The sequence below is a fragment of the Stenotrophomonas sp. NPDC078853 genome (assembly GCF_044901215.1).
Lineage (GTDB): Bacteria > Pseudomonadota > Gammaproteobacteria > Xanthomonadales > Xanthomonadaceae > Stenotrophomonas > Stenotrophomonas lacuserhaii.
Genome location: NZ_JBJDOQ010000022.1, coordinates 19,077 through 40,146, shown reverse-complemented (window position 1 = coordinate 40,146; position 21,070 = coordinate 19,077). Strand labels below are relative to the sequence as shown.

Sequence of the window (21,070 nt, the reverse complement as noted above, 5' to 3'; positions counted from 1 at the left end):
ACGAACTGGAATGGACAAGCTCACCGTGTTGCTGGTCGATGACCACGAGGGTTTCATCAACGCCGCCATGCGCCACTTCCGCAAGGTTGACTGGCTGGCCGTGGTCGGCAGCGCCGGCAACGGACTGGAAGCCATCGAGCGCTCGGAAAGCCTGCGTCCGCAGGTGGTTCTGATGGACCTGGCGATGCCGGAAATGGGCGGCCTGCAGGCTACCCGCCTGATCAAATCGCAGGACGATGCCCCGTACATCGTGATCGCCAGCCACTTCGACGATGCCGAACACCGCGAGCACGCCTTGCGCGCCGGCGCCGACAATTTCGTCAGCAAGCTGTCCTATATCCAGGAAGTCATGCCGATCCTGGAAGGGTTGAAGGGAAACTGAAATGAGCGAGTCACGGATCCTGCTGCTGGACAATGACGCTGTCCGCGCCGAGCACACCGTCGCCCTGCTGGAGTTCATGGATTTCAACCCGCGCTGGGTGTCCGACGCGGCGGACTTCTCCACCGGCCGCTATCGCCAGAACGACTGGATGGCGGTGATCGTCGGTGCGCTGGATGACAACGAAGCCAGCAGCGCGTTGTTCCAGTGGCTGGGCCAGAGCAGCCTGCCGCCGCCGGTGCTGTTGATCGACGGCGATGCACAGGCGTTCGCGCGCCGGCACGGCATGCATGAGGCCAACATCTGGCCGCTGGAGGCGCCGCTGCGCCACGCCCAGATGGAGGCGCTGCTGCGCCGCGCCAGCCTCAAGCGGCTGGACGCTGAACACCAGGCCGGCGCGGTGCAGGAACAAGGCCCCACCGGCACCGGGCCAGCGGTGATCGCACTGCGCCAGATGATCGAACAGGTGTCGGCGTTCGACACCACCGTTCTGGTACTGGGCGAGTCCGGCACCGGCAAGGAAGTGGTGTCGCGTGCGATCCACCAGCGCTCACCGCGCCGCGATGGGCCATTCGTTGCGATCAACTGCGGCGCGATTCCGCCGGACCTGCTGGAAAGCGAGTTGTTCGGTCACGAAAAAGGCGCGTTCACCGGTGCGCTGAGCACGCGCAAGGGCCGTTTCGAAATGGCCGAGGGCGGCACCCTGCTGCTGGATGAGATCGGGGACATGAGCCTGCCGATGCAGGTCAAGTTGCTGCGCGTGCTGCAGGAACGCAGCTTCGAGCGCGTCGGAGGAAACGAGACGATCCGCTGCAACGTGCGCGTCATCGCCGCCACCCACCGCGACCTGGAAACCCGCATCGCCGATGGCAAGTTCCGCGAGGACCTGTTCTACCGGCTCAACGTGTTCCCGATCGACGTACCCGCGCTGCGCGAACGCATCGAAGACCTGCCGATGCTGGCCGAGAACATCGCCGCCCAGCTGGCGCGCACCGGCCGTGGCGAAGTCCGTTTCGCGCCCGAGGCGCTGCAGGCGCTGACCACCTATGCCTGGCCTGGCAACGTGCGCGAACTGACCAACCTGGTCGAGCGCCTGGCCGTGCTGCATCCCGGTGGCACCGTGCGCGTGCAGGATCTGCCGGTGCGTTATCGGGCCGACCTGCCGGTGCCGGCGGTAGCAGTCGCCCCCGTCGTGGACGCCCCGGCCTCCGGCGATGACCGGCTGGACCTGCGTAGCTTCTCCTTCCATGCCCCCGGCCAGGGCCATGCCCCACCGGCGCCGCCGGCCGGCCTGCCGGATGACGGGCTGGACCTGCGCAACCATATGGCGACCATCGAACTGGCGCTGATCCACGAGGCGCTGGAACGCACCCAGGGCGTGGTGGCGCATGCCGCCCAGCTGCTGGGCCTGCGTCGCACGACGCTGGTGGAAAAGCTGCGCAAGTACGGTATCGAACGCGACCAGCCGGAACTGACTGGCTGACCGAAACGGCGGAGAACGCCGGCAACGCTGGTAGCGCCGAGCCACGCTCGGCGAGCGCAGCGGCAAGGGCAACGACGTGACGACCAACGGTCGTCACCCACCGGATGCGACGGTCGTCACCCACCACGACCAACGGTCTTCACACACCGGATGAGACGGCCGTCACTACCGAGAAGCGCCCACGCGCCGATTGGGGCTTTTCTTAAGGCCGGCACCCATTTCCAAGCGCACGCTGGAAGCTCCGTCCTGCCGGAGCACCTCCATGCGCACTTCTTTCTGGCTTCTTCCGCTGGCCGCCGGCCTGCTCCCCGCCGCGTACGCCAACCCCTACACCGCCGAGCCCGGCTGCCGCCTGCCCGAGCATCTCGACGGCCGCCGCTTCACCAATCTCAGCGACCCCACCTGGCGTCCGGACAATCCGAACGCCGGGCGCATGGTCCGCGTGGATTTCTCGGGCAACCGCTACCTGCTCAGCGTGCTCGGCACGCGCCTGCGCTTCCACGGCAGCTATGCCTATCGGCGCATCGCCGACAACATGGCGGTCATCGACATGCATGAAGCCTTCGAAGCCGGCGACAGCCACTATCAGTTGATGCTGAGCTGCCACACCGACCTGCAGGGGCGTTTCATCTTCACCCAGTTCGATGGCCCGATCGAACCGCGGCGCCGCCAGAACGGTGGCACCTGGACCCTGCAGCCGCGCTGAAACGCAGCGGCGAGGCGGAAACCCGGCGCCGGGTTTCCGTCATCGCCTGCCCGCATGGCAGCTGAACCACTCAGCGATTCCGGCACGGCACTTGCATGAGCACCGGGGCAAGCCTCCTCGTTCCCGCTCCATGGAATCGCGCCACATGACCCACTCCGTCACCTCGATCCTTTCGCAGATCCGCAGCTTCCAGACCCAGGCCTCGCAGCCTCTGGCCAGCCCGCTGGGGGAGATGCCGCGTACCAATGCGATCCCGACCGGAGCCCCGGGCACCATCGGCGCGCCCGCGCCTGCCAGTTTCAGCGACACCCTGCGTGGCGCCCTGTCCGGGGTGAACGAGGCACAGGCCAAGTCCGGCGCCCTCGCCCGCGACTTCGAACTTGGCGTCCCGGGCGCAGACCTGGCCAAGGTCATGGTCGCTTCGCAGCAGTCCCAGATCGCCTTCCGCGCCACCGTGGAAGTCCGCAACCGTCTCGTCCAGGCTTACCAGGACGTGATGAACATGCCGCTGTAAGGATCACCTGCGATGGCTTTGACCCTTTCCAAGGAAGCACTGAACGGCGAGAAGGCCGGGCAGTGGTTTGATCGCCTGCAGAGCCTGCAGATCGCCCGCCGCCTGGGCCTGATGGCGATGATCGCAGTGGCCGTGGCCGCCGGCCTGGCCGTGTTCTTCTGGTCGCAGAAGCCGGGCATGGTGCCGCTGTACACCGGCCTGGACCAGAAGGCGACCGCCGAGGCCACCGATCTGCTGCGGGCCGCCCAGATTCCGTTCGAACTGGACGCGGCCACCGGCGGCATCACCGTGCCGGAGAAGAACCTGCACGATGCGCGCCTGAAGCTGGCCAGCTCCGGCCTGACCGACAACGGCCGGCTCGGCTTCGAACTGATGGAGCGCGACCCGGGCTTTGGTGTCAGCCAGTTCGTGGAGAGCGCGCGCTACCAGCACTCGCTGGAAACCGAACTGTCGCGCACCATCAACACGCTGCGCCCGGTGCGCGATTCCCGCGTCCACCTGGCCATCCCCAAGCCCAGCGCGTTCACACGCCAGCGCGACGTGGCCAGTGCCTCAGTGGTGCTGGAACTGCGCGGTGGCCAGCAGTTGGAGCGCGGCCAGGTCGACGCCATCGTGCACATGGTTGCCGCCAGCATCCCGGACCTGGCCCCTGAGCGGGTCACCGTGGTCGACCAGAGCGGCCGCATGCTCAGCGTGTCCGATCCGAACAGCGAAGCGGCGCTCAATGCGGCCCAGTTCGAACAGGTGCGTCGCCAGGAAACCTCGTTCAACCAGCGCATCCGCGAATTGCTGGAACCGATGACCGGCCCCGGCCGGGTCAAGCCGGAAGTAACGGTGGCGATGGACTTTTCCACCACCGAAGAGGCGCGCGAGCTGTACAACGGCGAGCCGGCCAAGGTGCGCAGCGAACAGACCAGCGAGAACTCCACCAGCACGGCCGGCCCGCAGGGTGTGCCGGGGGCGGCCAGCAATGCCCCGCCGGGCCAGCCTGCGCCGGCGGCCACCGCGGCCGCACCGACGGAGACCTCGCGCAATGCCACGCGCAACTACGAACTGGACCGCACCCTGCAGCACACCCGGCAGCCGGGTGGCCGCATCGAACGCGTTTCGGTGGCGGTATTGCTGGACAACGTGCCGCGCCCCGGCGCAAACGGCAAGATGACCGAACAGGCGCTGTCGGCAGCCGAGCTGACCCGCATCGAAGGACTGGTCAAGCAGGCGGTCGGCTTCAACGCCGAGCGCGGCGACACCGTGTCGGTGATGAATGCCCCGTTCGTGCGCGAAGTGACCCCGATCGAAGGCCCGAACTGGTGGGAACTGCCGTGGGTGCAGGATGGGCTGCGCCTGCTGCTGGGCGCCATCGTGGTCCTGGCGCTGCTGTTCGGCGTGCTACGCCCCGCCCTGCGTGCGATCAGCGGCAACGGCCCGAAGCCGGCGCAGCTCGGCCAGGATCCGCTCACCGCCGATGTGCAGCTGGTGGACGATGACATGGACCTGCCGGCCCTGGAGCGCGACCGCGCCAGCCTGGGCGGCGTACCGCTGGCACTGCCGGTGGACTCTTACGAAGAACGACTGCGGATGGCACGCGAATCAGTGAAGACAGACTCCAAGCGGGTGGCCCAGGTGGTCAAGGGCTGGGTGGCGCATGAGTGAGGCCCAGCTCAACGGCGTGCAGCGCGCCGCCATCCTGCTGCTGTCGCTCGGCGAACAGGAGGCAGCCGACGTGCTGCGCCACATGGAGCCGAAGGAGGTGCAGAAGATCGGCATCGCCATGGCGACCATGAGCAACGTCACCCGCGAACAGGTCGAAGGGGTGATGGACAGCTTCAACAACGAACTGATGTCCAAGACCTCGCTGGGCGTGGGATCGGACGACTACATCCGCAACATGCTGGTGCAGGCGCTGGGCAGTGAGAAGGCCAACAGCCTGATCGACCGCATCCTACTCGGCCGCAACACCACCGGGCTGGACGCGCTGAAGTGGATGGATCCGCGCGCAGTGGCCGATCTGGTGCGCAACGAACACCCGCAGATCATCGCCATCGTGATGGCCCACCTGGAAACCGACCAGGCCGCCGACGCGCTGAAGCTGCTGCCCGAGCGCACCCGCGTGGACGTGCTGCTGCGCATCGCCACGCTCGACGGGATCCCGCCGAACGCGCTGAACGAGTTGAACGAAATCATGGAACGCCAGTTCGCCGGCAACCAGAACCTGAAGTCGTCCAACATCGGCGGCGTGCAGGTGGCGGCCAACATCCTCAACTTCATGGACAGCGGGCAGGACCAGGTGATCCTGGGCGAGATCGCCCGCGTGGATGCGTCGCTGAGCGGCCGCATCCAGGAAATGATGTTCGTGTTCGACGACCTGGTGGACCTGGACGACCGCGAAATGCAGCTGGTGCTGCGCGAAGTCAGTGGCGAGCGGCTGGGCCTGGCCCTGCGCGGCGCCGACATCCGGGTGCGCGACAAGATCACCCGCAACATGTCCCAGCGCGCCGCGGAGATCCTGCTGGAAGACATGGAGGCACGCGGTCCGGTGCGCCTGTCCGACGTGGAAGGGGCGCAGCGCGAGATCCTGGCCATCGTCAAGCGCATGGCCGATGAAGGCACGGTCACCCTGGGCGGCAGCGCGGAGGCGATGCTGTGAACAACACCGCGATCCGCTGGAATGCCCCCGACCTGCTGGCCGCCACGCAGCTGCTGCTCGACGAGCAGGCCCTGCACGACGAGCCGGAGATCGAACCCGAACCGATCCTGCAGCCGCCCACGCTGGAAGAAATCCAGGCCATCCAGGACGCCGCCGAGAAAGAAGGGTTCGCCCATGGCCACGCCGAAGGCTATGCCCAAGGGCAGGCCGAAGTGCGCCGCGTGGTCGCGCAGATGGAAGGCATCCTGGACAACTTCAGCCGGCCGCTGGTGCGGCTGGAAAACGAGGCCGTCGCCGCGCTGGGCGAACTGGCCGTACGCATCGCCGGCACCCTGGTCGGCCGCGCGTACCAGACCGATCCGGAACTGCTGGCGCAGCTGGTCGCCGAAGGCGTGGATGCGGTCGGCACCAGCAGCCGTGATGTCGAGGTGCGCCTGCACCCGGATGACATCGCCGCATTGTCGCCCCTGCTCACCCTGTCGCCGCAGCAGCGCCTGGTCCCCGACGCAGCGCTCAGTCGCGGCGACCTGCGCGTGCATGCCGAAAGCGTGCGCATCGACGGCACCCTGGAAGCCCGCCTGCGCGGCGCGCTGGACAAGGTGATGCGCCAGGTCGGGAGCGCGACATGAGCACCTTGGACCTGCCGCTGCCGCCGGAATGGACCGGTGCCCGCAATCTGCGCCTGGGCGCCCGCCTGGATGCCCTGAATTTCGACACCCTGCACGGACGTGGGCTGATCCGCGAAGGCGTGCTGCGCCGCGCCGTCGGCCTGACCCTGGAAGCGGTCGGCTGCGAAGCCCCGCTCGGCGCCAGCTGCAAGGTGGAAGTGGACGGCGGATGGGTGGATTCGGAGGTGGTCGGCTTCGCCGGCGAACGCACCTACCTGATGCCCAGCGCCGAACTGCATGGCCTGCTGCCGAACGCCCGCGTGGTGCCCTCGCTGCGGCGCGGCGGCGGCGTGGACGTGGGAGAAGGCCTGCTTGGCCGGGTCATCGACAGCGATGGCGTGCCGCTGGATGGCAAGGGTCCGATCCGTGCCGAAGGCTCGGTCGGGATGGCCGGCGTGTCGATGAATCCGCTTTCGCGCGAACCGATCACCCAGCCGCTGGACGTCGGCGTGCGCGCGATCAATGCGCTGCTGCCGATCGGACGCGGCCAGCGCGTGGGCCTGTTCGCCGGTTCCGGCGTCGGCAAGTCCACCCTGCTCGGCATGATGACCCGCTTCACCTCCGCCGACGTGATCGTGGTCGGGCTGATCGGCGAACGTGGCCGCGAAGTGCGCGACTTCGTCGAATCCACGCTCGGCGAAGAAGGCCTGCGCCGCGCGGTGGTGGTGGCCGCCCCGGCCGACCGCCCGCCGCTGGCGCGCCTGCACGGTGCTTACCGGGCAACGGCGATTGCCGAGTGGTACCGCGACCAGGGTCTGAACGTGCTGCTGCTGATGGATTCGCTGACCCGTTTCGCCCAGGCCCAGCGTGAAATCGGCTTGTCGGTCGGCGAACCGCCCACCACCCGCGGCTACCCGCCATCGGTGTTTGCCAAGCTGCCTGCGCTGGTGGAGCGCGCCGGCAACGGCGCCAAGGGCCGCGGCTCGATCACCGCGTTCTACACCGTGCTGACCGAGGGCGATGATCCGCAGGATCCCATCGCCGATGCGGCGCGCGCCATCCTCGACGGCCACATCCTGCTGTCGCGGCGGGTCGCCGACAGCGGCCTGTACCCGGCCATCGACGTGGAAGCGTCGGTCAGCCGCGTGGTCACCGAGATCGCCGACGAGCCGTGGCGCCTGCGCATCCGCAAGCTGAAGCGGCTGGTCTCGGCGTACTCCTCCAACCGTGACCTGATCGCCATCGGTGCTTACCAGCGTGGCAACGACGCGGCCACCGACGAAGCACTGGAACGCTGGCCGGAGATCGTCGAATTCCTCGGCCAGGACGTGGCCAAGGCTGCCGACCTTCCCCACAGCCAGGCCGCATTGAAGCGCCTGGTGGAACCGGAGAACCCCGCATGATGCAATCCAAGCGCATCGACCCGCTGCTCAAGCGCGCGCAGGAAAAGGAAGACACCGTCGCCCGCGACCTCGCCGAGCGCCAGCGCACCCTGGACACCCATCTGTCGCGGCTGGACGAACTGCGCCGCTATGCCGAGGAGTACGCCAACGCACAGATGGCCGCCACCAGCCCGGCGCAGCTGCTGAACCGGCGCGCCTTCCTGGACCGGCTGGACAGCGCGGTCAGCCAGCAGAGCCAGACCGTGGACAGCAACCGCGAAAAGGTGGAAGCCGAGCGCGCGCGCCTGCTGCTGGCCAGCCGTGACAAGCAGGTACTCGAGCAGCTGGCCGCAAGCTATCGCGCGCAGGAACAGCAGGTGGTGGAAAAGCGCACCCAGCGCGAGATGGATGACCTCGGAGCCCGCCGCGTACGTCTGCTGCAGGCCGGCGACGGCGAATCCGGCGGCCAGTCATGATGGCATCTCCCCTCGCGAGCGGTGTGCCCACCAGCGCCGGTAACGGCACGTCCGCACGCACCGCATCGGCTGGCAGCGAAGCGCCCGGCAACGGGTTCGACCGCCTGCTGAAGGGTGGTGAGCGCAGCAAGCCCTCCGCCACGCCAGCCTCGCAGGCCACCGATGCAGCCCCGCCCCGGAAGGATGCGCAGGCTCCTGGCGAGCACGCAGAAGCAGCCGCCGCCGACCCTGCCGCCGAGGCAACGCCGGCCGACCCGGCTGCACCCGCCGACAACGCCGAGACCGAACCATCCGATGAGGTGGCCGCCGCGTGGCCGCCGCCGGGACTGGCCGGCCTGCTCCTGTCCGCCGCACCGGTGGTGGCACCGGAAGCCGCGCCTGCCTCGGCCACCCCAGCGACGAACGGCACTGCGGCATCGGCGCCCGCCTCGGCATTGCCTGCACTGGCGAACCCCGGCGCAGCCGCCGCCGCGGGCGGCATCGCACTGGTGCCGGACGGCCCTGCAGCGGGCGCATTGCCGGCCGACATCGAGGCTGCGCTGGCCGCGCTGAGCGCAGAACCGGGCGAAGCCAACGACGAAGCCGCCCCTGCCCCGCTGCTGCACGCCCCCGGTGCGCTGCAGGCCGTCCGTTCGGCCGCCGACATCACCTTGGCGCGGGCGCTTGACCCGACCCCCACCCCGATACTCGGGCAGGAAGGCTTCGATGAAGCCATCAGCGCACGCGTCGGCTGGCTGGCCGAACAGAAGATCGGCCACGCCCACATCCGCATCAGTCCCGAGGACATGGGCACGATCGACGTGCGCCTGCAGATGGACGGCGACAAGGTCCACGCCAGCTTCAGCAGCCCGCATGTCGATGTGCGCCATGCGCTGGAAAGCAGCCTGCCGCGGCTGCGTGAGCTGCTCGGCGAGCAGGGCTTCCAGCTCGCCCATGCCGATGTCGGCCAGCAACAGCAGGGTGACTCCGGCCAGTCCCCGCGTGGCGGCAGCTTCCCCGCCAGCGGCGATGGCGACCTTGGCACGGCAGAGGTGACGCTCTCCAGCGCCCAGTTGATCCGCCAGCGGGGGCTGCTGGACGTACACGCGTGACGGTTTGCCGCCGCCAATAAACCGTCAGGTGGTCGCGAACGGCGGAGCCCCTCGTGGTGGTTCGTTTGGAGCAGCTCACTGGGTTGGGCCGGGCGGTGGGGCTGGTCGGGGGACGGCAAGAGCCGCTCCTGCGGGCCTCGTTTCGCGCCATCCATGGCGCTCAACGCCCCCGCCCAGCCCCACCGCCCGGCCCTGTGGCACGGTGCGTGCGCCCACCACGGAAAAGAAAAAAAGAAGCAAAAGCAGGAGCGCCGGACGGGGTCAGAGTCCTTTCGCGTAGCGAAAGGACTCTGACCCCTGCCTCTATTCTTAATTTTTTACGTGGCGGGACGCGCGCGCGGGCTGTCGGGGCGGGGCGGGAGGGGTTGGCGGGGGCGTTAAAGCCGCATGGATGCGGCGCCGAGCCTCCACGGACGGATTCACGGCGTCCCCCGCCAAGCCCCTCCCGCCCCGCCCAACCCAGAAAACCAACCACAACGCGTCCCACCACGAGGGGCCCAGCCGTTCGCCGCCAACCATTGCGGCACGCCACTTGCATGTGCCCGGAGGCAACCTCCAGGAGCTCCACACGTGGCCGCAGCCGCAGATAAAACCAAGAAATCCGCCGACAAGGACAAGGCCGCTCCCTCGCGCCGTCCCGTGCTTGTGATCGCCCTGATCGCGGTCGTCGCCGCTGCCGCCGCCGGTGGCGGCGTGTGGTACTTCACCCAGGCCCCGCATGCCGCCGATGGCGCCCCCGCCACCCAGGCCAAGCCGAAGGCGCCGCCGGCCCCGGCCCAGTACTTCGGCCTGGAACCACCGTTCGTGGTCAACCTCAACGGCCCGGTCGACGGCCCGCGCTACCTGCAGGTGGAAGTGCAGCTGATGACCCGCGACAGCTCCGCGCTGGAATCGATCAAGACTCATTCCCCCGCCCTGCGCGCGCGCCTGCTGATGCTGTTCTCGCAGGTCACTCCGGACCAGATCGCCGACCGCGCCGGCAAGGAGAAACTGCAGGCCGCCTCGCTGGCAGAAGTGCAGAAGGTGCTGCTCGCCGAGACCGGCAAGAAGTGCGCCGACGACCTGCTGTTCACCAGTTTCGTGACCCAGTAAGGGCGCCTGATGAACGACTTGCTGTCACAGGATGAAATCGATGCCCTGCTGCATGGCGTGGACAGCGGCGCGGTGGAGACCGACGACGACGGCGCAGTTCCGGGCGAAGCCCGCAACTACGACTTCGCCAGCCAGGACCGCATCATCCGCGGTCGCATGCCGACCCTGGAAATGGTCCACGAGCGCTTCGCCCGCCTGTGGCGGATCGGCCTGTTCAACCTGATCCGGCGCTCGGCCGAGCTGTCCGTGCGCGGCATCGAACTGGTCAAGTTCAACGATTACATGCACACGCTGTACGTGCCGACCAACCTCAACCTGATCCGCTTCAAGCCGCTGCGCGGCACCGGGCTGATCGTGTTCGAACCCACCCTGGTGTTCGCCATCGTCGACAACTTCTTCGGCGGCGACGGGCGCTACCCGACCCGCATCGAAGGCCGTGAGTTCACCGCCACTGAAATGCGGGTGATCCACCTGCTGCTGAAGCAGACCTTCGCCGACCTGCGTGAAGCGTGGGCGCCGGTGATGGACGTGGAGTTCGAATACATCAATTCGGAAATCAACCCGCACTTCGCCAACATCGTCACCCCGCGCGAGTACGTGGTGGTGTGCCGGCTTCACGTGGAGCTCGATGGCGGTGGCGGCGACATCCACGTCACCCTGCCCTATTCGATGCTCGAGCCGATCCGCGAACTGCTCGATGCCGGCATCCAGAGTGACCGCAACGACCGTGACGAAAGCTGGGGCCAGACCCTGCGCGAACAGCTCAACGTGGCCGAAGTCACGCTGTCCAGCGTGCTGGCCACCAAGCGCATGAGCCTGCGCGAGCTGACCCGCATGAAGGTCGGCGACATCCTGCCGATCGAGCTGCCGCAGCACGTGCCGATCTGCGTCGAAGAGATCCCGGTGTTCACCGGCACCTTCGGCGTGGCCAACGGCATGAACGCGGTGAAGATCACCGCTACCCATCCGCCGGGCACGCGTCCACGCGTCCCGGTCATCCAGGAAGAACCGAAATGAATGAAACCGAGCGCCAAGAAGCCATCGCCGCCCAGTTCGAAGCCCTGCAGGCCGAAGAGGCGACCGGTGCCGACCTCAACCTGGACGTGATCCTGGACGTGCCGGTGACGTTGTCGCTGGAAGTCGGCCGCGCCCGCCTGCCGATCCGCAACCTGCTGCAGCTCAACCAGGGCTCGGTGGTGGAACTGGAGCGCGGCGCGGGCGAATCGCTGGATGTGTTCGTCAACGGCACCCTGATCGCGCATGGCGAAGTGGTGGTGATCAACGATCGCTTCGGCGTGCGCCTGACCGACGTGGTCAGCCCCAGCGAACGGATCCGGAGACTGCGTTGAGCCTGTCCCTGCTCATTGCCACCGGCCAGGCCGCCAGCAAGGCTGCGGCCCCGGTGGTCGGCCAGCATGCACCCTCCACCCCGGGCCTGTTCGGCGCGGTGCTGGCGCTGCTGCTGGTGCTGGCGTTGGTGGTCGGGCTGGGCTGGTTGCTCAAGCGCATGCCCGGCAGCAGCTTCCGCCAGGCCGAAGGGCTGAAGCTGGTCGCCAGCATCGCCGTCGGCGCCAAGGAGCGCGTGGTGGTGCTGGAAGTCAACGGCGAACAGATCCTGCTCGGGGTCGCCGCCGGCGGCATCAGCAAGCTGGACACGCTGGCCGAACCGCTGCCACCGCCGACGCCGATGCGCGTACCGGACCTGAAGAACCTGCCCAATTTCGCCCAGTTGCTGCAGCAGCGGCTGCGCAAGGATTCCTGAGATGCGCCTGATGTCGAAGACGCCCGCCCTGCCGAACCGGGCCACCGCCCGTTGGCTGCCCTGGCTGACCCTGTTGCTGATGCTGCTGCCGGCACTGGCGTTCGCCGCGCCGGGCGCGCCGGGCACCCCGCTGCCGGACGTCAACGTCGGCCGCATCGGCGGCCAGCCGGTCAGCCTGCCGTTGCAGACCCTGTTGCTGATGACCGCGATCACCCTGATCCCGTCGATGCTGCTGGTGCTGACTGCCTTCACCCGCATCATCGTCGTGCTGGCCCTGCTGCGGCAGGCGCTGGGCACCGGCCAGACCCCGTCCAACCAGGTGCTGCTGGGGCTGGCGCTGTTCCTCACCGCGATGATCATGCTGCCCACCTGGGACAAGGCATGGAGCGCCGGCATGGCGCCCTACCTGGATGGCCAGATCGATTTCCAGACCGCCTGGACGCTGACCACCCAGCCCCTGCGCGGCTTCATGCTGGCGCAGATCCGCGAGACCGACCTGATGACCTTCGCCGGCATCGCCGGGCATGGCACCTATGCCAGCCCGGATGCCGTGCCGTTCCCGGTGCTGGTCGCTTCATTCGTCACCAGCGAGCTGAAGACCGCCTTCGAGATCGGCTTCCTGATCTTCATCCCGTTCGTGATCATCGACCTGGTCGTAGCCAGCGTCCTGATGTCGATGGGCATGATGATGCTCTCGCCGATGCTGGTGTCGGCCCCGTTCAAGATCCTGCTGTTCGTGCTGGTGGATGGTTGGGTGCTGACCGTCGGCACGCTGGCGGCCAGCTTCAATCCTGCCTGAAGCACAAAGCCCTCGAGCAAGCTCGAGGCTACATAGAACGTCACACAACGGAACCGCGATGTCTCCCGAACTTGCCTTGACCGAACTGCGTGGCGGCCTGATCGCTACCTTGTGGGTAGCCGGCCCGCTGCTGTTGACCGTGCTGGTGGTCGGCGTGGTGGTTGGCGTGGTGCAGGCCGCCACCCAGCTCAATGAACCCACCATCGCCTTCGTGGCCAAGGCGGCCGCGCTGACCGCGGTGCTGTTCGCGCTGGGCAGCCTGTTGCTGGGGCACATGGTGGAGTTCACCATCCTGCTGTTCCAGCGCATCCCGCACCTGATCGGCTAGGCACGCGGCGATGGATCCGGCTACCCAGATGGCATCGGACGGCCTGCAGGCGTTCGGGATGATCGGCGACACGCTGTGGACCCTGCTGCGGCTGGGCGCGATGATCATGGCGATGCCGTTGATCGGCACGCGTGCGGTACCGTCACGGATCAAGCTGCTGCTGTCGGCCACGCTGGCGATCGCGCTGGCGCCGATCCTGCCGCCGGTCCCCAGCTGGGTCGGCTTCGATGCCGCCACCGTGCTGACCATCTTCCGCGAGCTGGTCATCGGCATCACCATCGGCTTCATGCTGCGGCTGGTGTTCGAAGCCGGCGCGCTGGCCGGCGAGCTCATCGCCCAGGGCACCGGACTGTCTTTCGCGCAGATGGCCGACCCCATGCGCGGCGGCAGCTCGGGCGTCATCGGGCAGTGGTTCTACCTGATGTTCGGCCTGCTGTTCTTCACCGCCAATGGCCATCTGGCGCTGATCTCGCTGCTGGTGGACAGCTATCGCGCGCTTCCCATCGGCACCACGCTGCCCGACCCCGCGGCCCTGGTCGGCATCGCGCCCACCTTCCTGCTGACCGTGCTGCGCGGCGGCGTGGGCCTGGCGCTGCCGTTGATCGTGGCGATGCTGGCGGTGAACCTGGCCTTCGGTGCACTGGCCCGTGCCGCACCGGCGCTCAACCCGATCCAGCTCGGCCTGCCGGTGTCCCTGCTGCTCGGTTTGGCCTTGCTTGCGGTGCTGGCCGGTGAGATGGGTCCGCCGGTGCAGCGCCTGTTCGACGCTGCCTTCGAGGCCGCTGGCGCGGTGGTGCGCTGACCCCGGGTCCGGCTCCTGCAGGCATGGATCTTGCAGCCAGGCGGTGATCCCCTGAGACCTGCGCGCGATGTCCGAGAACGAAGACGGCGGCGAAAAGACCGAACAACCGACAGAAAAACGCCTGCGCGAGGCCCGCGAACAAGGCAACACGCCGCGCTCGCGCGAGCTGGCCACCGCTGCGGTGTTCGGTGGCGGCGTGCTGGCGGTGATGGCGACCGGCGGCAGCCTGGCGGCCGGCGCGATCGACTGGATGAAGCAGGCGCTGAAGCCGGACCTGGCCCTGCGCCAGCACCCGATGGAGCTGTTCGGGCATGTCGGCGACCTGTTCCTGCGGCTGCTGCTGGTGACCGCCCCGCTGCTGATCGTCTGCCTGCTGGCCAGTTTCCTCGCCCCGGTGGCGATGGGCGGCCTGCGCTGGTCGGCCAAGGCGATGATGCCGGACTTCACCCGGATGAATCCGGCCTCCGGACTCAAGCGGCTGTACGGGCCGGAAGCCATCGCCGAGTTCACCAAGTCGCTGCTGCGCGTGGCCTTCGTCGGCGTGGGCGCCGGCATCGTGATGTGGGGGGGCATGGACCTGCTGCGCGGCCTGCTGCACCTGCCGCTGGAAAGCGCGATCGTGCGCGGGCTGGGCTTCACCCTGAAGCTGCTGCTGGGCACGGCGGTGGCGATGCTGCTGCTGGCCGCCATCGATGCGCCGTACCAGCGCTGGAACTGGATGCGCAAGCTGAAGATGACCCGCGAAGAGCTGCGCCGCGAAATGAAGGAGAGCGAGGGCAGCCCGGAAGTGAAGGGACGCATCCGCCAGATGCAGCACCAGATGGCCAACCGCCGGATGATGGAAGCGGTGCCGACCGCCGACGTGGTGCTGGTCAATCCAACCCACTACGCGGTGGCGCTGAAGTACGAAGGCGGCAAGATGGGCGCGCCCACGGTGGTCGCGCTGGGCGTGGATGAAACCGCCCTGCACATCCGCAAGATCGCCGAAGGCAACAAGGTGGCGATCGTCTCGGCGCCGCCGTTGGCACGCGCCTTGTATAGGGAAGGGGAACTCGGAAAGGAAATCCCCGTGAGACTGTATTCGGCCGTTGCCCAGGTGCTGTCCTATGTCTACCAGCTGCGCAACTGGCGCAGCGGCCCGATGCCGGCCCAGCCCTACGTGGACGTGGCCGAACATCCGCCCGGCACGCCGCTTGACGGAGCGGGCCGATGAGCGCGCAGGCCGGCGGCCTCAACACCCGCAACGTGCTGGCGATGATCCGCCAGGGCCTTGGCGCGCCGTTGATCGTCATGGCCCTGCTGGCGATGGTCGTGGTGCCCCTGGCCGCGCCGGTGCTGGATGCGCTGTTCACCTTCAACATCGCCATTTCGATGATGGTGCTGCTGGCGGTGGTGTACGTGAAGCGACCACTGGACTTCACCATCTTCCCGATCGTGCTGCTGGTCACCACCATGCTGCGGCTGGCGCTGAACGTGGCCTCCACCCGGGTGATCCTGCTCAACGGCCAGAACGGCCACGAAGCAGCCGGCAAGGTGATCGCCGCCTTCGGTGAGTTCGTCATCGGCGGCAACTACGCGGTCGGCATCGTGGTTTTCGCGATCCTGACCATCATCAATTTCGTGGTGATCACCAAGGGTGCCGGACGGGTTTCCGAAGTGACCGCGCGCTTCATCCTCGATGCGATGCCGGGCAAGCAGATGGCCATCGATGCCGACCTGAATGCCGGATTGTTGACGCGCGAGGAAGCCAAGCTGCGCCGCGAGGAAGTGCGCGAGGAAGCGGACTTCTACGGCGCGATGGACGGTGCCAGCAAGTTCATCCGCGGCGATGCGATCGCCGGCATCCTGATCCTCTTCATCAACCTGATCGGCGGGCTGGCCGTGGGCATGCTCCAGCACAGCATGGCCTTCGGCGATGCCGCCGCCACCTACACCCTGCTGTCCATCGGTGACGGTCTGGTGGCGCAGCTGCCGGCCCTGCTGGTGTCCAGCGCGGTGGCGATGCTGGTCACCCGCGCCTCGCGCTCGCAGGACATGAGCCAGGCGATGATGGGCCAGGTGTTCGGCCAGTACCGCGCCCTGGCCATCACCGCCGGTATCATCGGCGTGGTTGGCCTGGTACCGGGCATGCCCAACGTCGCCTTCCTGACGCTGGCCGCGATCCTCGGCTTCCTGGCCTGGAAAGCCTGGAAGAAAAGCCAGGCGGCACTGGACCCGGCGAGCACTGCACCGGCTGCCCCGCCGATGGATGCGCTCGGTCGTCCGGCGGCCCCGGCACCGACGGCCGAACTGACCTGGGACGAACTGCGTCCGGTGGATCCACTGGGACTGGAAGTCGGTTACCGGCTGATCCCGCTGGTGGACGCCGCCCAAGGGGGCGAGCTGATGGCACGCATCAAGGGCGTGCGCCGCAAGCTGACCCAGGACATCGGCTTCCTGATCCCCTCGGTCCACATCCGCGACAACCTGGAACTGCCCGCCACCGCTTACCGCCTGCTGATCCACGGTGTGCCGGTGGCCACCGCGGAGATCCATCCCGACCGCGAGCTTGCGCTCGACCCGGGCAGCGCGCTGGGCCAGCTGGACGGCATCGCCGGCAAGGATCCGGCCTTCGGGCTGGATGCCACCTGGATCCAGCCGCACCAGCGCGCCCACGCTGAAACGATGGGCTACACCGTGGTCGATCCGGCCACCGTGGTCGCCACCCATCTTTCGCACCTGATCCGCGAACACGCCCCGGAACTGCTCGGCCACGAAGAAGTGCAGCAGCTGCTGGCCAACCTGGCCAAGAGCGCGCCCAAGCTGGTGGAAGACCTGACCCCCAAGGCGCTGCCGCTGTCGATCGTGGTGCGCGTGCTGCAGAACCTGCTGGTCGAACGGATCCCGGTGCGCCAGCTGCGCAAGATCGCCGAAGCGCTGGTGGAGACGGCGCCGTCCAGCCAGGACCCTGCCACGCTCACCGCGGCGGTACGCAACACGCTGGGCCGCTTCATCGTGCAGGAGATCGCCGGGATGTCCGCCGAGCTGCCGGTGTTCACCCTCAACCCGCAATTGGAACGCGTCTTGCAGGAGTCCACGCAGGGCAACGGCGCTGCGCTGGAACCCGGACTCGCCGAACGGCTGCATCAGAGCCTTGCCGACTGTGTCAGCAAGCAGGAAGCCCGCAACGAGCCCGCCGTGGTGCTGGTACCCGGCCCGGTCCGTGCCGCGTTGGCACGGCTGGTCCGCCACAGCGTTCCTGCGCTGTCGGTGCTGGCCTACAGCGAAGTCCCCGAGGACAAGCGCTTGAAGCTGGTAGGCACCATCAGCTGAGCCGCGCTTCCACCCGGTGGCGGAAAGCCGGCAGCAGCGCCATTGCAACGTCTTGATCCACCCATTACCGAAGGGGACCCAGCACCGTGCTGACCACCGACCACCCGCGATCCCCTGCCCCTGAAACGAATCCGTCCCGGTACCCCAGCATGAAAATCAAACGATTCGTCGCCGCCGACATGCGCTCGGCCATGAACCTGGTACGCAAGGAACACGGTCCCGATGCGGTGATCCTGTCCAACCGGCGGATCGAGGAAGGCGTGGAAATCGTGGCTGCCGCGCACTACGACGAAAGCGTGGTGCAGCGTGCGCTGGAAACCGCACGCAAGGACAGCGCACCGGCACCCGCGCCGGCACCGCGCCCGCGCACCGCGGCCGACGCGATGATCGCGGCGATGACCCGCCGCCGCACGCCCGAACAGGACGTCGAACCGGTTGCGGCCACCACCTCGGCCGTCGCCGCGCTGGCGCGTGCGGCGGTCGGCGCCACCGGTCGCACCCTCAACAGCGCTGATGAAGGCGTGCCGCGTCGTGGCAGCGAAGGCTTCGCCGCCACCCTGGCGCGTGCCGCCGGTGGCCTCGCCCGATTCCCGTCGCCGCCGGCCGTCAACGAACCGTCGCTGCCCGAGCAGATCTTCGCCCCCTTCGTGCAGCCGCCGGCCGACGCGCTGCGGGTGTCGCCCAGCCGCCCTGCCGCTGCGCTGCCGCGCGCCTGGGTGGAGGACGAAACCTTCGATGTCGCCGCACCGGCAGAGGCCGTTGAACCGCGCGTTCCGGCACCGGTCCTGCGCGCACCGGCGGTGCTGCCGCCGCCGCTGCCGATGGCCTTCGCCGCACAGGTGCCGGAGCTGAGCGAGGCCGGTAGCGCCGAGCCATGCTCGGCGGAATCTACCCGTCCACGGCCCGCTTCGCTCGCCGACCATGGGTCGGCGCTACCCCTGGCCGGTAGCGCCGAGCCATGCTCGGCGGAATCTGCCCGTCCACGGCCCGCTTCGCTCGCCGACCATGGGTCGGCGCTACCCCTGGCCGTCAGCGCCGAGCCCTGCCCGGCGGAATCCGTACCCGCTCCCACCCTCCAGCTGGCCGAAGTCGTGCCGCCGGCGCCGCCGGTGGTTGCGCCCCCCACCCTCACCGTCATCGCCCGCGACGACGAAGAGATGCGCCACCTGCGCAATGAAGTGGCCGGCATGCGCCAGGTCATCGAACGCGAGATGCACCGCTTCACCGATGAGCGCCTGCGCGGCAACCCGGTGCGTGCCACCGCGCTGGACCTGATGGACGAATATGGCTTCGACGCCGGGATCGCCCGCGACGTGGTGCTGCAGATCCCGCTGGATACCGAAGCGCACCGGGGTCGCGGGCTGATGCTGGGCCTGCTGTCGCGCAAGCTGCCGATCTCCCCGGTCGACCCGCTGGAAGCCGGCGGGGTGATCGCGCTGGTCGGCCCCACCGGTGCCGGCAAGACCACCACCATCGCCAAGCTGGCCTCGCGCTTCGCCGAAGCCCACGCCCCGCGCGACGTCGCCCTGGTCACCACCGACACCGCCCGCATCGGCGCCCGCGAGCAGTTGTACGGCTTCGGCCGCCAGCTCGGCATCGCCGTGCACGAGGCCAACAGTGGTACCGACCTGGACCAGTTGCTGGAACGCTTGAAGGACTACAAGCTGGTGCTGATCGATACCGCCGGCGTCGGCCCGCGCGACCGCACCCTGGCCTCGCAGCTGCAGTGGCTGCGCGCCGCCCCCCAGGTGAGCACCCTGCTGGTGCTGCCGGCCAACACCAGTTTCGGCGACATGGACGAAGTGGTGCGCCGCTTCAGTGCCGCCAACCTGCAGGGCGTGGTGCTGAGCAAGCTGGATGAGACCGGCCGCTTCGGCACCGCCCTGTCGGTGGCCGTCGACCACCGCCTGCCGATCACCTGGGTGACCGACGGCCAGGACGTTCCCGAAGACCTGCACCGGGCCAGTGCAGCCAATCTCGTACTTCGCCTTGAAGATTTGCGCCGCGCGGCCGATATGCCCTGCAACCCGGAGTTGAACCATGCCGTCGCGTGAGTACGCCAAGCTGACCACCGCCTTTCCGTTGTCGGCCACCCGCAGCCAGCCGCTGGGCCCTGTCCGCACCATCGCCGTCACCGGCGGCAAGGGCGGCGTGGGCAAAACGAACGTTTCGGCCAACATGGCCGTGGCGCTCGCCGGCATGGGCAAACGCACGCTGCTGCTGGACGCCGACCTGGGCCTGGCCAACATCGACGTGATCCTGGGCCTGAAGCCGGAGTTCACCCTGGCCGACCTGATCGCCGGCCGATGCACGCTGGAAGAAGTCATCATCGAAGGCCCGAACGGCGTGCTGGTGGTCCCGGCCGCGTCCGGTCGCCGGCACATGGCCGAACTGGCCCCGGCCGAGCATGTCGGCCTGGTCAATGTGTTCTCCGAACTGGAGCGCGACCTGGATGTCATGGTGGTGGACACCGCCGCCGGCATCACCGATGGCGTGCTGACCTTCTGCCAGGCTGCCCAGGACACCGTGGTGGTGGTCTGTGACGAGCCCGCCTCGATCACCGATGCCTACGCCTTGATCAAGGTGCTTTCGCGCGAACGCGGCGTGGACCGGATCCAGGTGGTGGCCAACATGGTGCGCGACTCCAATGAAGGCCGCGTGCTGTATGAAAAGCTGAGCCGGGTCTGCGAGAAGTTCCTCGCCGATGTCTCGCTGAACTACCTCGGCTGCGTGCCGCAGGACGACTGGCTGCGCCTTTCGGTGCAGCGCCAGCAGCCGGTGGTGAAGGCCTACCCGTCCAGCCCGTCGGCGCTGGCGATCAACGAGATCGCCCGCCGTACCGCACGCTGGCAGGCCCCCACCGAGCCGCGCGGCGGCGTGGAGTTCTTCCTCGAACGCATCCTCAAGCAGCGCGGGGTGGTGGCATGAAAGGCGCAGCGCAGTACCGCGAAGTACAGCGCACCGCGGCCACCGAATGCATCAACCAGCATTCGGACCTGGTGCGCCGCATCGCCCATCACCTGGCCGCCCGGCTGCCCGCCAGCGTGGAGGTCGATGACCTGATCCAGGCCGGCATGATGGGGCTGATCGAAGCCTCGCGCAGCTATGACGCCGACCAGGGCGCATCGTTTGAAACCTATGCCTCGATCCGCATCCGTGGCTCGATGATCGACGAGATCCGCCGTGGCGACTGGGTGCCGCGTTCGGTGCACCGCCGTGCGCGTGACGCCGCCGCCACCATCCGCAGGCTGGAACAGGCCAGCGGCCGCGCGGCATCGGCCACCGAGGTTGCGGCGGCGATGGACATCCCGCTGCCGGACTACCTGCGGCTGATGGAAGATGCCTCGCGCGGCCAGGTGCTGAGCCTGGAGTCGCGGATCGAAGACCAGGGCGAGCTGGACACCATTGCCCAGGGCGGTCCGACCCCGCAGCAGGTACTCGAACGCAGCCAGTTCGGCAGCGAACTGGGCAAGGCGATCGGCCACCTGCCCGAGCGCGAGCAGCTGGTGCTGTCGCTGTATTACGAACAGGAACTCAACCTTAAAGAGATCGGCGCAGTGCTCGGCGTGAGCGAGTCGCGGGTCTGCCAGATCCATGGCCAGGCGGTATTGCGCCTGCGTGGCCGACTGAAAACCTTCGAGGCCGTTGACGCGGGCCTGGAAGCGTAAGTACCCAAGAGGAATCAAGCT

General features: G+C 68.2%; 22 protein-coding genes. All 22 read left to right on the top strand.

Features of this window, described 5'->3' with window-relative positions; translation table 11 throughout:
- Positions 1-10 precede the first annotated feature (10 nt).
- Positions 11-382, top strand: coding sequence for a response regulator transcription factor (locus tag ACI2JH_RS17830; RefSeq protein ID WP_057507695.1), 372 nt, complete (start codon positions 11-13; stop codon positions 380-382).
- Between the two features lies 1 nt (position 383).
- A complete protein-coding gene (locus ACI2JH_RS17825; protein WP_404736839.1) occupies positions 384-1,862 on the top strand; it encodes a sigma-54 dependent transcriptional regulator in 1,479 nt (492 codons plus the stop codon).
- Positions 1,863-2,124: 262 nt separating this feature from the next.
- Positions 2,125-2,568 (top strand): hypothetical protein, encoded by a 444-nt coding sequence (locus ACI2JH_RS17820; RefSeq protein ID WP_404736838.1) that lies wholly within the window; start codon positions 2,125-2,127, stop codon positions 2,566-2,568.
- 145 nt (positions 2,569-2,713) lie between these two features.
- On the top strand, positions 2,714-3,082 hold the full coding sequence (fliE, locus tag ACI2JH_RS17815) for a flagellar hook-basal body complex protein FliE (protein WP_182657657.1): 369 nt from the start codon (positions 2,714-2,716) through the stop codon (positions 3,080-3,082).
- A 12-nt stretch (positions 3,083-3,094) separates the two neighbouring features.
- Entirely contained in the window at positions 3,095-4,735 is a 1,641-nt protein-coding gene (gene fliF / locus ACI2JH_RS17810; RefSeq protein WP_182657658.1) for a flagellar basal-body MS-ring/collar protein FliF, read from the top strand.
- Positions 4,728-5,729, top strand: coding sequence for a flagellar motor switch protein FliG (fliG, locus tag ACI2JH_RS17805; RefSeq protein WP_042615421.1), 1,002 nt, complete (start codon positions 4,728-4,730; stop codon positions 5,727-5,729). Before fliF ends, fliG begins: the two co-directional genes overlap by 8 nt.
- Positions 5,726-6,358 (top strand): FliH/SctL family protein, encoded by a 633-nt coding sequence (locus ACI2JH_RS17800; RefSeq protein WP_404736837.1) that lies wholly within the window; start codon positions 5,726-5,728, stop codon positions 6,356-6,358. Before fliG ends, ACI2JH_RS17800 begins: the two co-directional genes overlap by 4 nt.
- A complete protein-coding gene (locus tag ACI2JH_RS17795) occupies positions 6,355-7,740 on the top strand; it encodes a FliI/YscN family ATPase (RefSeq protein WP_057507691.1) in 1,386 nt (461 codons plus the stop codon). Before ACI2JH_RS17800 ends, ACI2JH_RS17795 begins: the two co-directional genes overlap by 4 nt.
- Entirely contained in the window at positions 7,737-8,195 is a 459-nt protein-coding gene (gene fliJ, locus ACI2JH_RS17790; protein WP_101099025.1) for a flagellar export protein FliJ, read from the top strand. Before ACI2JH_RS17795 ends, fliJ begins: the two co-directional genes overlap by 4 nt.
- Positions 8,195-9,286, top strand: coding sequence for a flagellar hook-length control protein FliK (locus tag ACI2JH_RS17785; RefSeq protein WP_404736836.1), 1,092 nt, complete (start codon positions 8,195-8,197; stop codon positions 9,284-9,286). Before fliJ ends, ACI2JH_RS17785 begins: the two co-directional genes overlap by 1 nt.
- A 570-nt stretch (positions 9,287-9,856) precedes the next feature.
- Positions 9,857-10,378, top strand: a complete 522-nt coding sequence (gene fliL / locus ACI2JH_RS17780; RefSeq protein WP_101099706.1) for a flagellar basal body-associated protein FliL — start codon at positions 9,857-9,859, stop codon at positions 10,376-10,378.
- A 9-nt stretch (positions 10,379-10,387) separates the two neighbouring features.
- Positions 10,388-11,395 (top strand): flagellar motor switch protein FliM, encoded by a 1,008-nt coding sequence (gene fliM / locus ACI2JH_RS17775; protein ID WP_101099705.1) that lies wholly within the window; start codon positions 10,388-10,390, stop codon positions 11,393-11,395.
- Entirely contained in the window at positions 11,392-11,727 is a 336-nt protein-coding gene (gene fliN, locus ACI2JH_RS17770) for a flagellar motor switch protein FliN (RefSeq protein WP_042615526.1), read from the top strand. Before fliM ends, fliN begins: the two co-directional genes overlap by 4 nt.
- Positions 11,728-11,729: 2 nt before the next feature.
- Positions 11,730-12,140, top strand: a complete 411-nt coding sequence (gene fliO, locus ACI2JH_RS17765; protein ID WP_404736844.1) for a flagellar biosynthetic protein FliO — start codon at positions 11,730-11,732, stop codon at positions 12,138-12,140.
- A 10-nt stretch (positions 12,141-12,150) separates the two neighbouring features.
- Positions 12,151-12,939 (top strand): flagellar type III secretion system pore protein FliP, encoded by a 789-nt coding sequence (gene fliP, locus ACI2JH_RS17760; RefSeq protein WP_101099710.1) that lies wholly within the window; start codon positions 12,151-12,153, stop codon positions 12,937-12,939.
- A 58-nt stretch (positions 12,940-12,997) separates the two neighbouring features.
- Positions 12,998-13,267 (top strand): flagellar biosynthetic protein FliQ, encoded by a 270-nt coding sequence (locus tag ACI2JH_RS17755; protein WP_042615527.1) that lies wholly within the window; start codon positions 12,998-13,000, stop codon positions 13,265-13,267.
- 10 nt (positions 13,268-13,277) lie between these two features.
- Complete coding sequence (fliR, locus tag ACI2JH_RS17750; RefSeq protein ID WP_191768803.1) at positions 13,278-14,069, top strand: flagellar biosynthetic protein FliR; 792 nt, start codon at positions 13,278-13,280, stop codon at positions 14,067-14,069.
- Positions 14,070-14,136: 67 nt separating this feature from the next.
- The gene (gene flhB / locus ACI2JH_RS17745; RefSeq protein ID WP_101099703.1) at positions 14,137-15,282 is read left to right on the top strand and encodes a flagellar biosynthesis protein FlhB; all 1,146 of its coding nucleotides are present in this window, start codon (positions 14,137-14,139) and stop codon (positions 15,280-15,282) included.
- Positions 15,279-17,381, top strand: a complete 2,103-nt coding sequence (gene flhA, locus ACI2JH_RS17740) for a flagellar biosynthesis protein FlhA (protein WP_182657512.1) — start codon at positions 15,279-15,281, stop codon at positions 17,379-17,381. The genes flhB and flhA overlap by 4 nt, the downstream gene beginning before the upstream one ends.
- A 149-nt stretch (positions 17,382-17,530) precedes the next feature.
- On the top strand, positions 17,531-19,435 hold the full coding sequence (locus tag ACI2JH_RS17735; RefSeq protein ID WP_404736835.1) for an AAA family ATPase: 1,905 nt from the start codon (positions 17,531-17,533) through the stop codon (positions 19,433-19,435).
- A complete protein-coding gene (locus ACI2JH_RS17730; RefSeq protein ID WP_042613867.1) occupies positions 19,422-20,309 on the top strand; it encodes a P-loop NTPase in 888 nt (295 codons plus the stop codon). Before ACI2JH_RS17735 ends, ACI2JH_RS17730 begins: the two co-directional genes overlap by 14 nt.
- The gene (locus ACI2JH_RS17725; protein ID WP_042613866.1) at positions 20,306-21,049 is read left to right on the top strand and encodes an RNA polymerase sigma factor FliA; all 744 of its coding nucleotides are present in this window, start codon (positions 20,306-20,308) and stop codon (positions 21,047-21,049) included. Before ACI2JH_RS17730 ends, ACI2JH_RS17725 begins: the two co-directional genes overlap by 4 nt.
- The last annotated feature ends 21 nt before the right edge of the window (positions 21,050-21,070 follow it).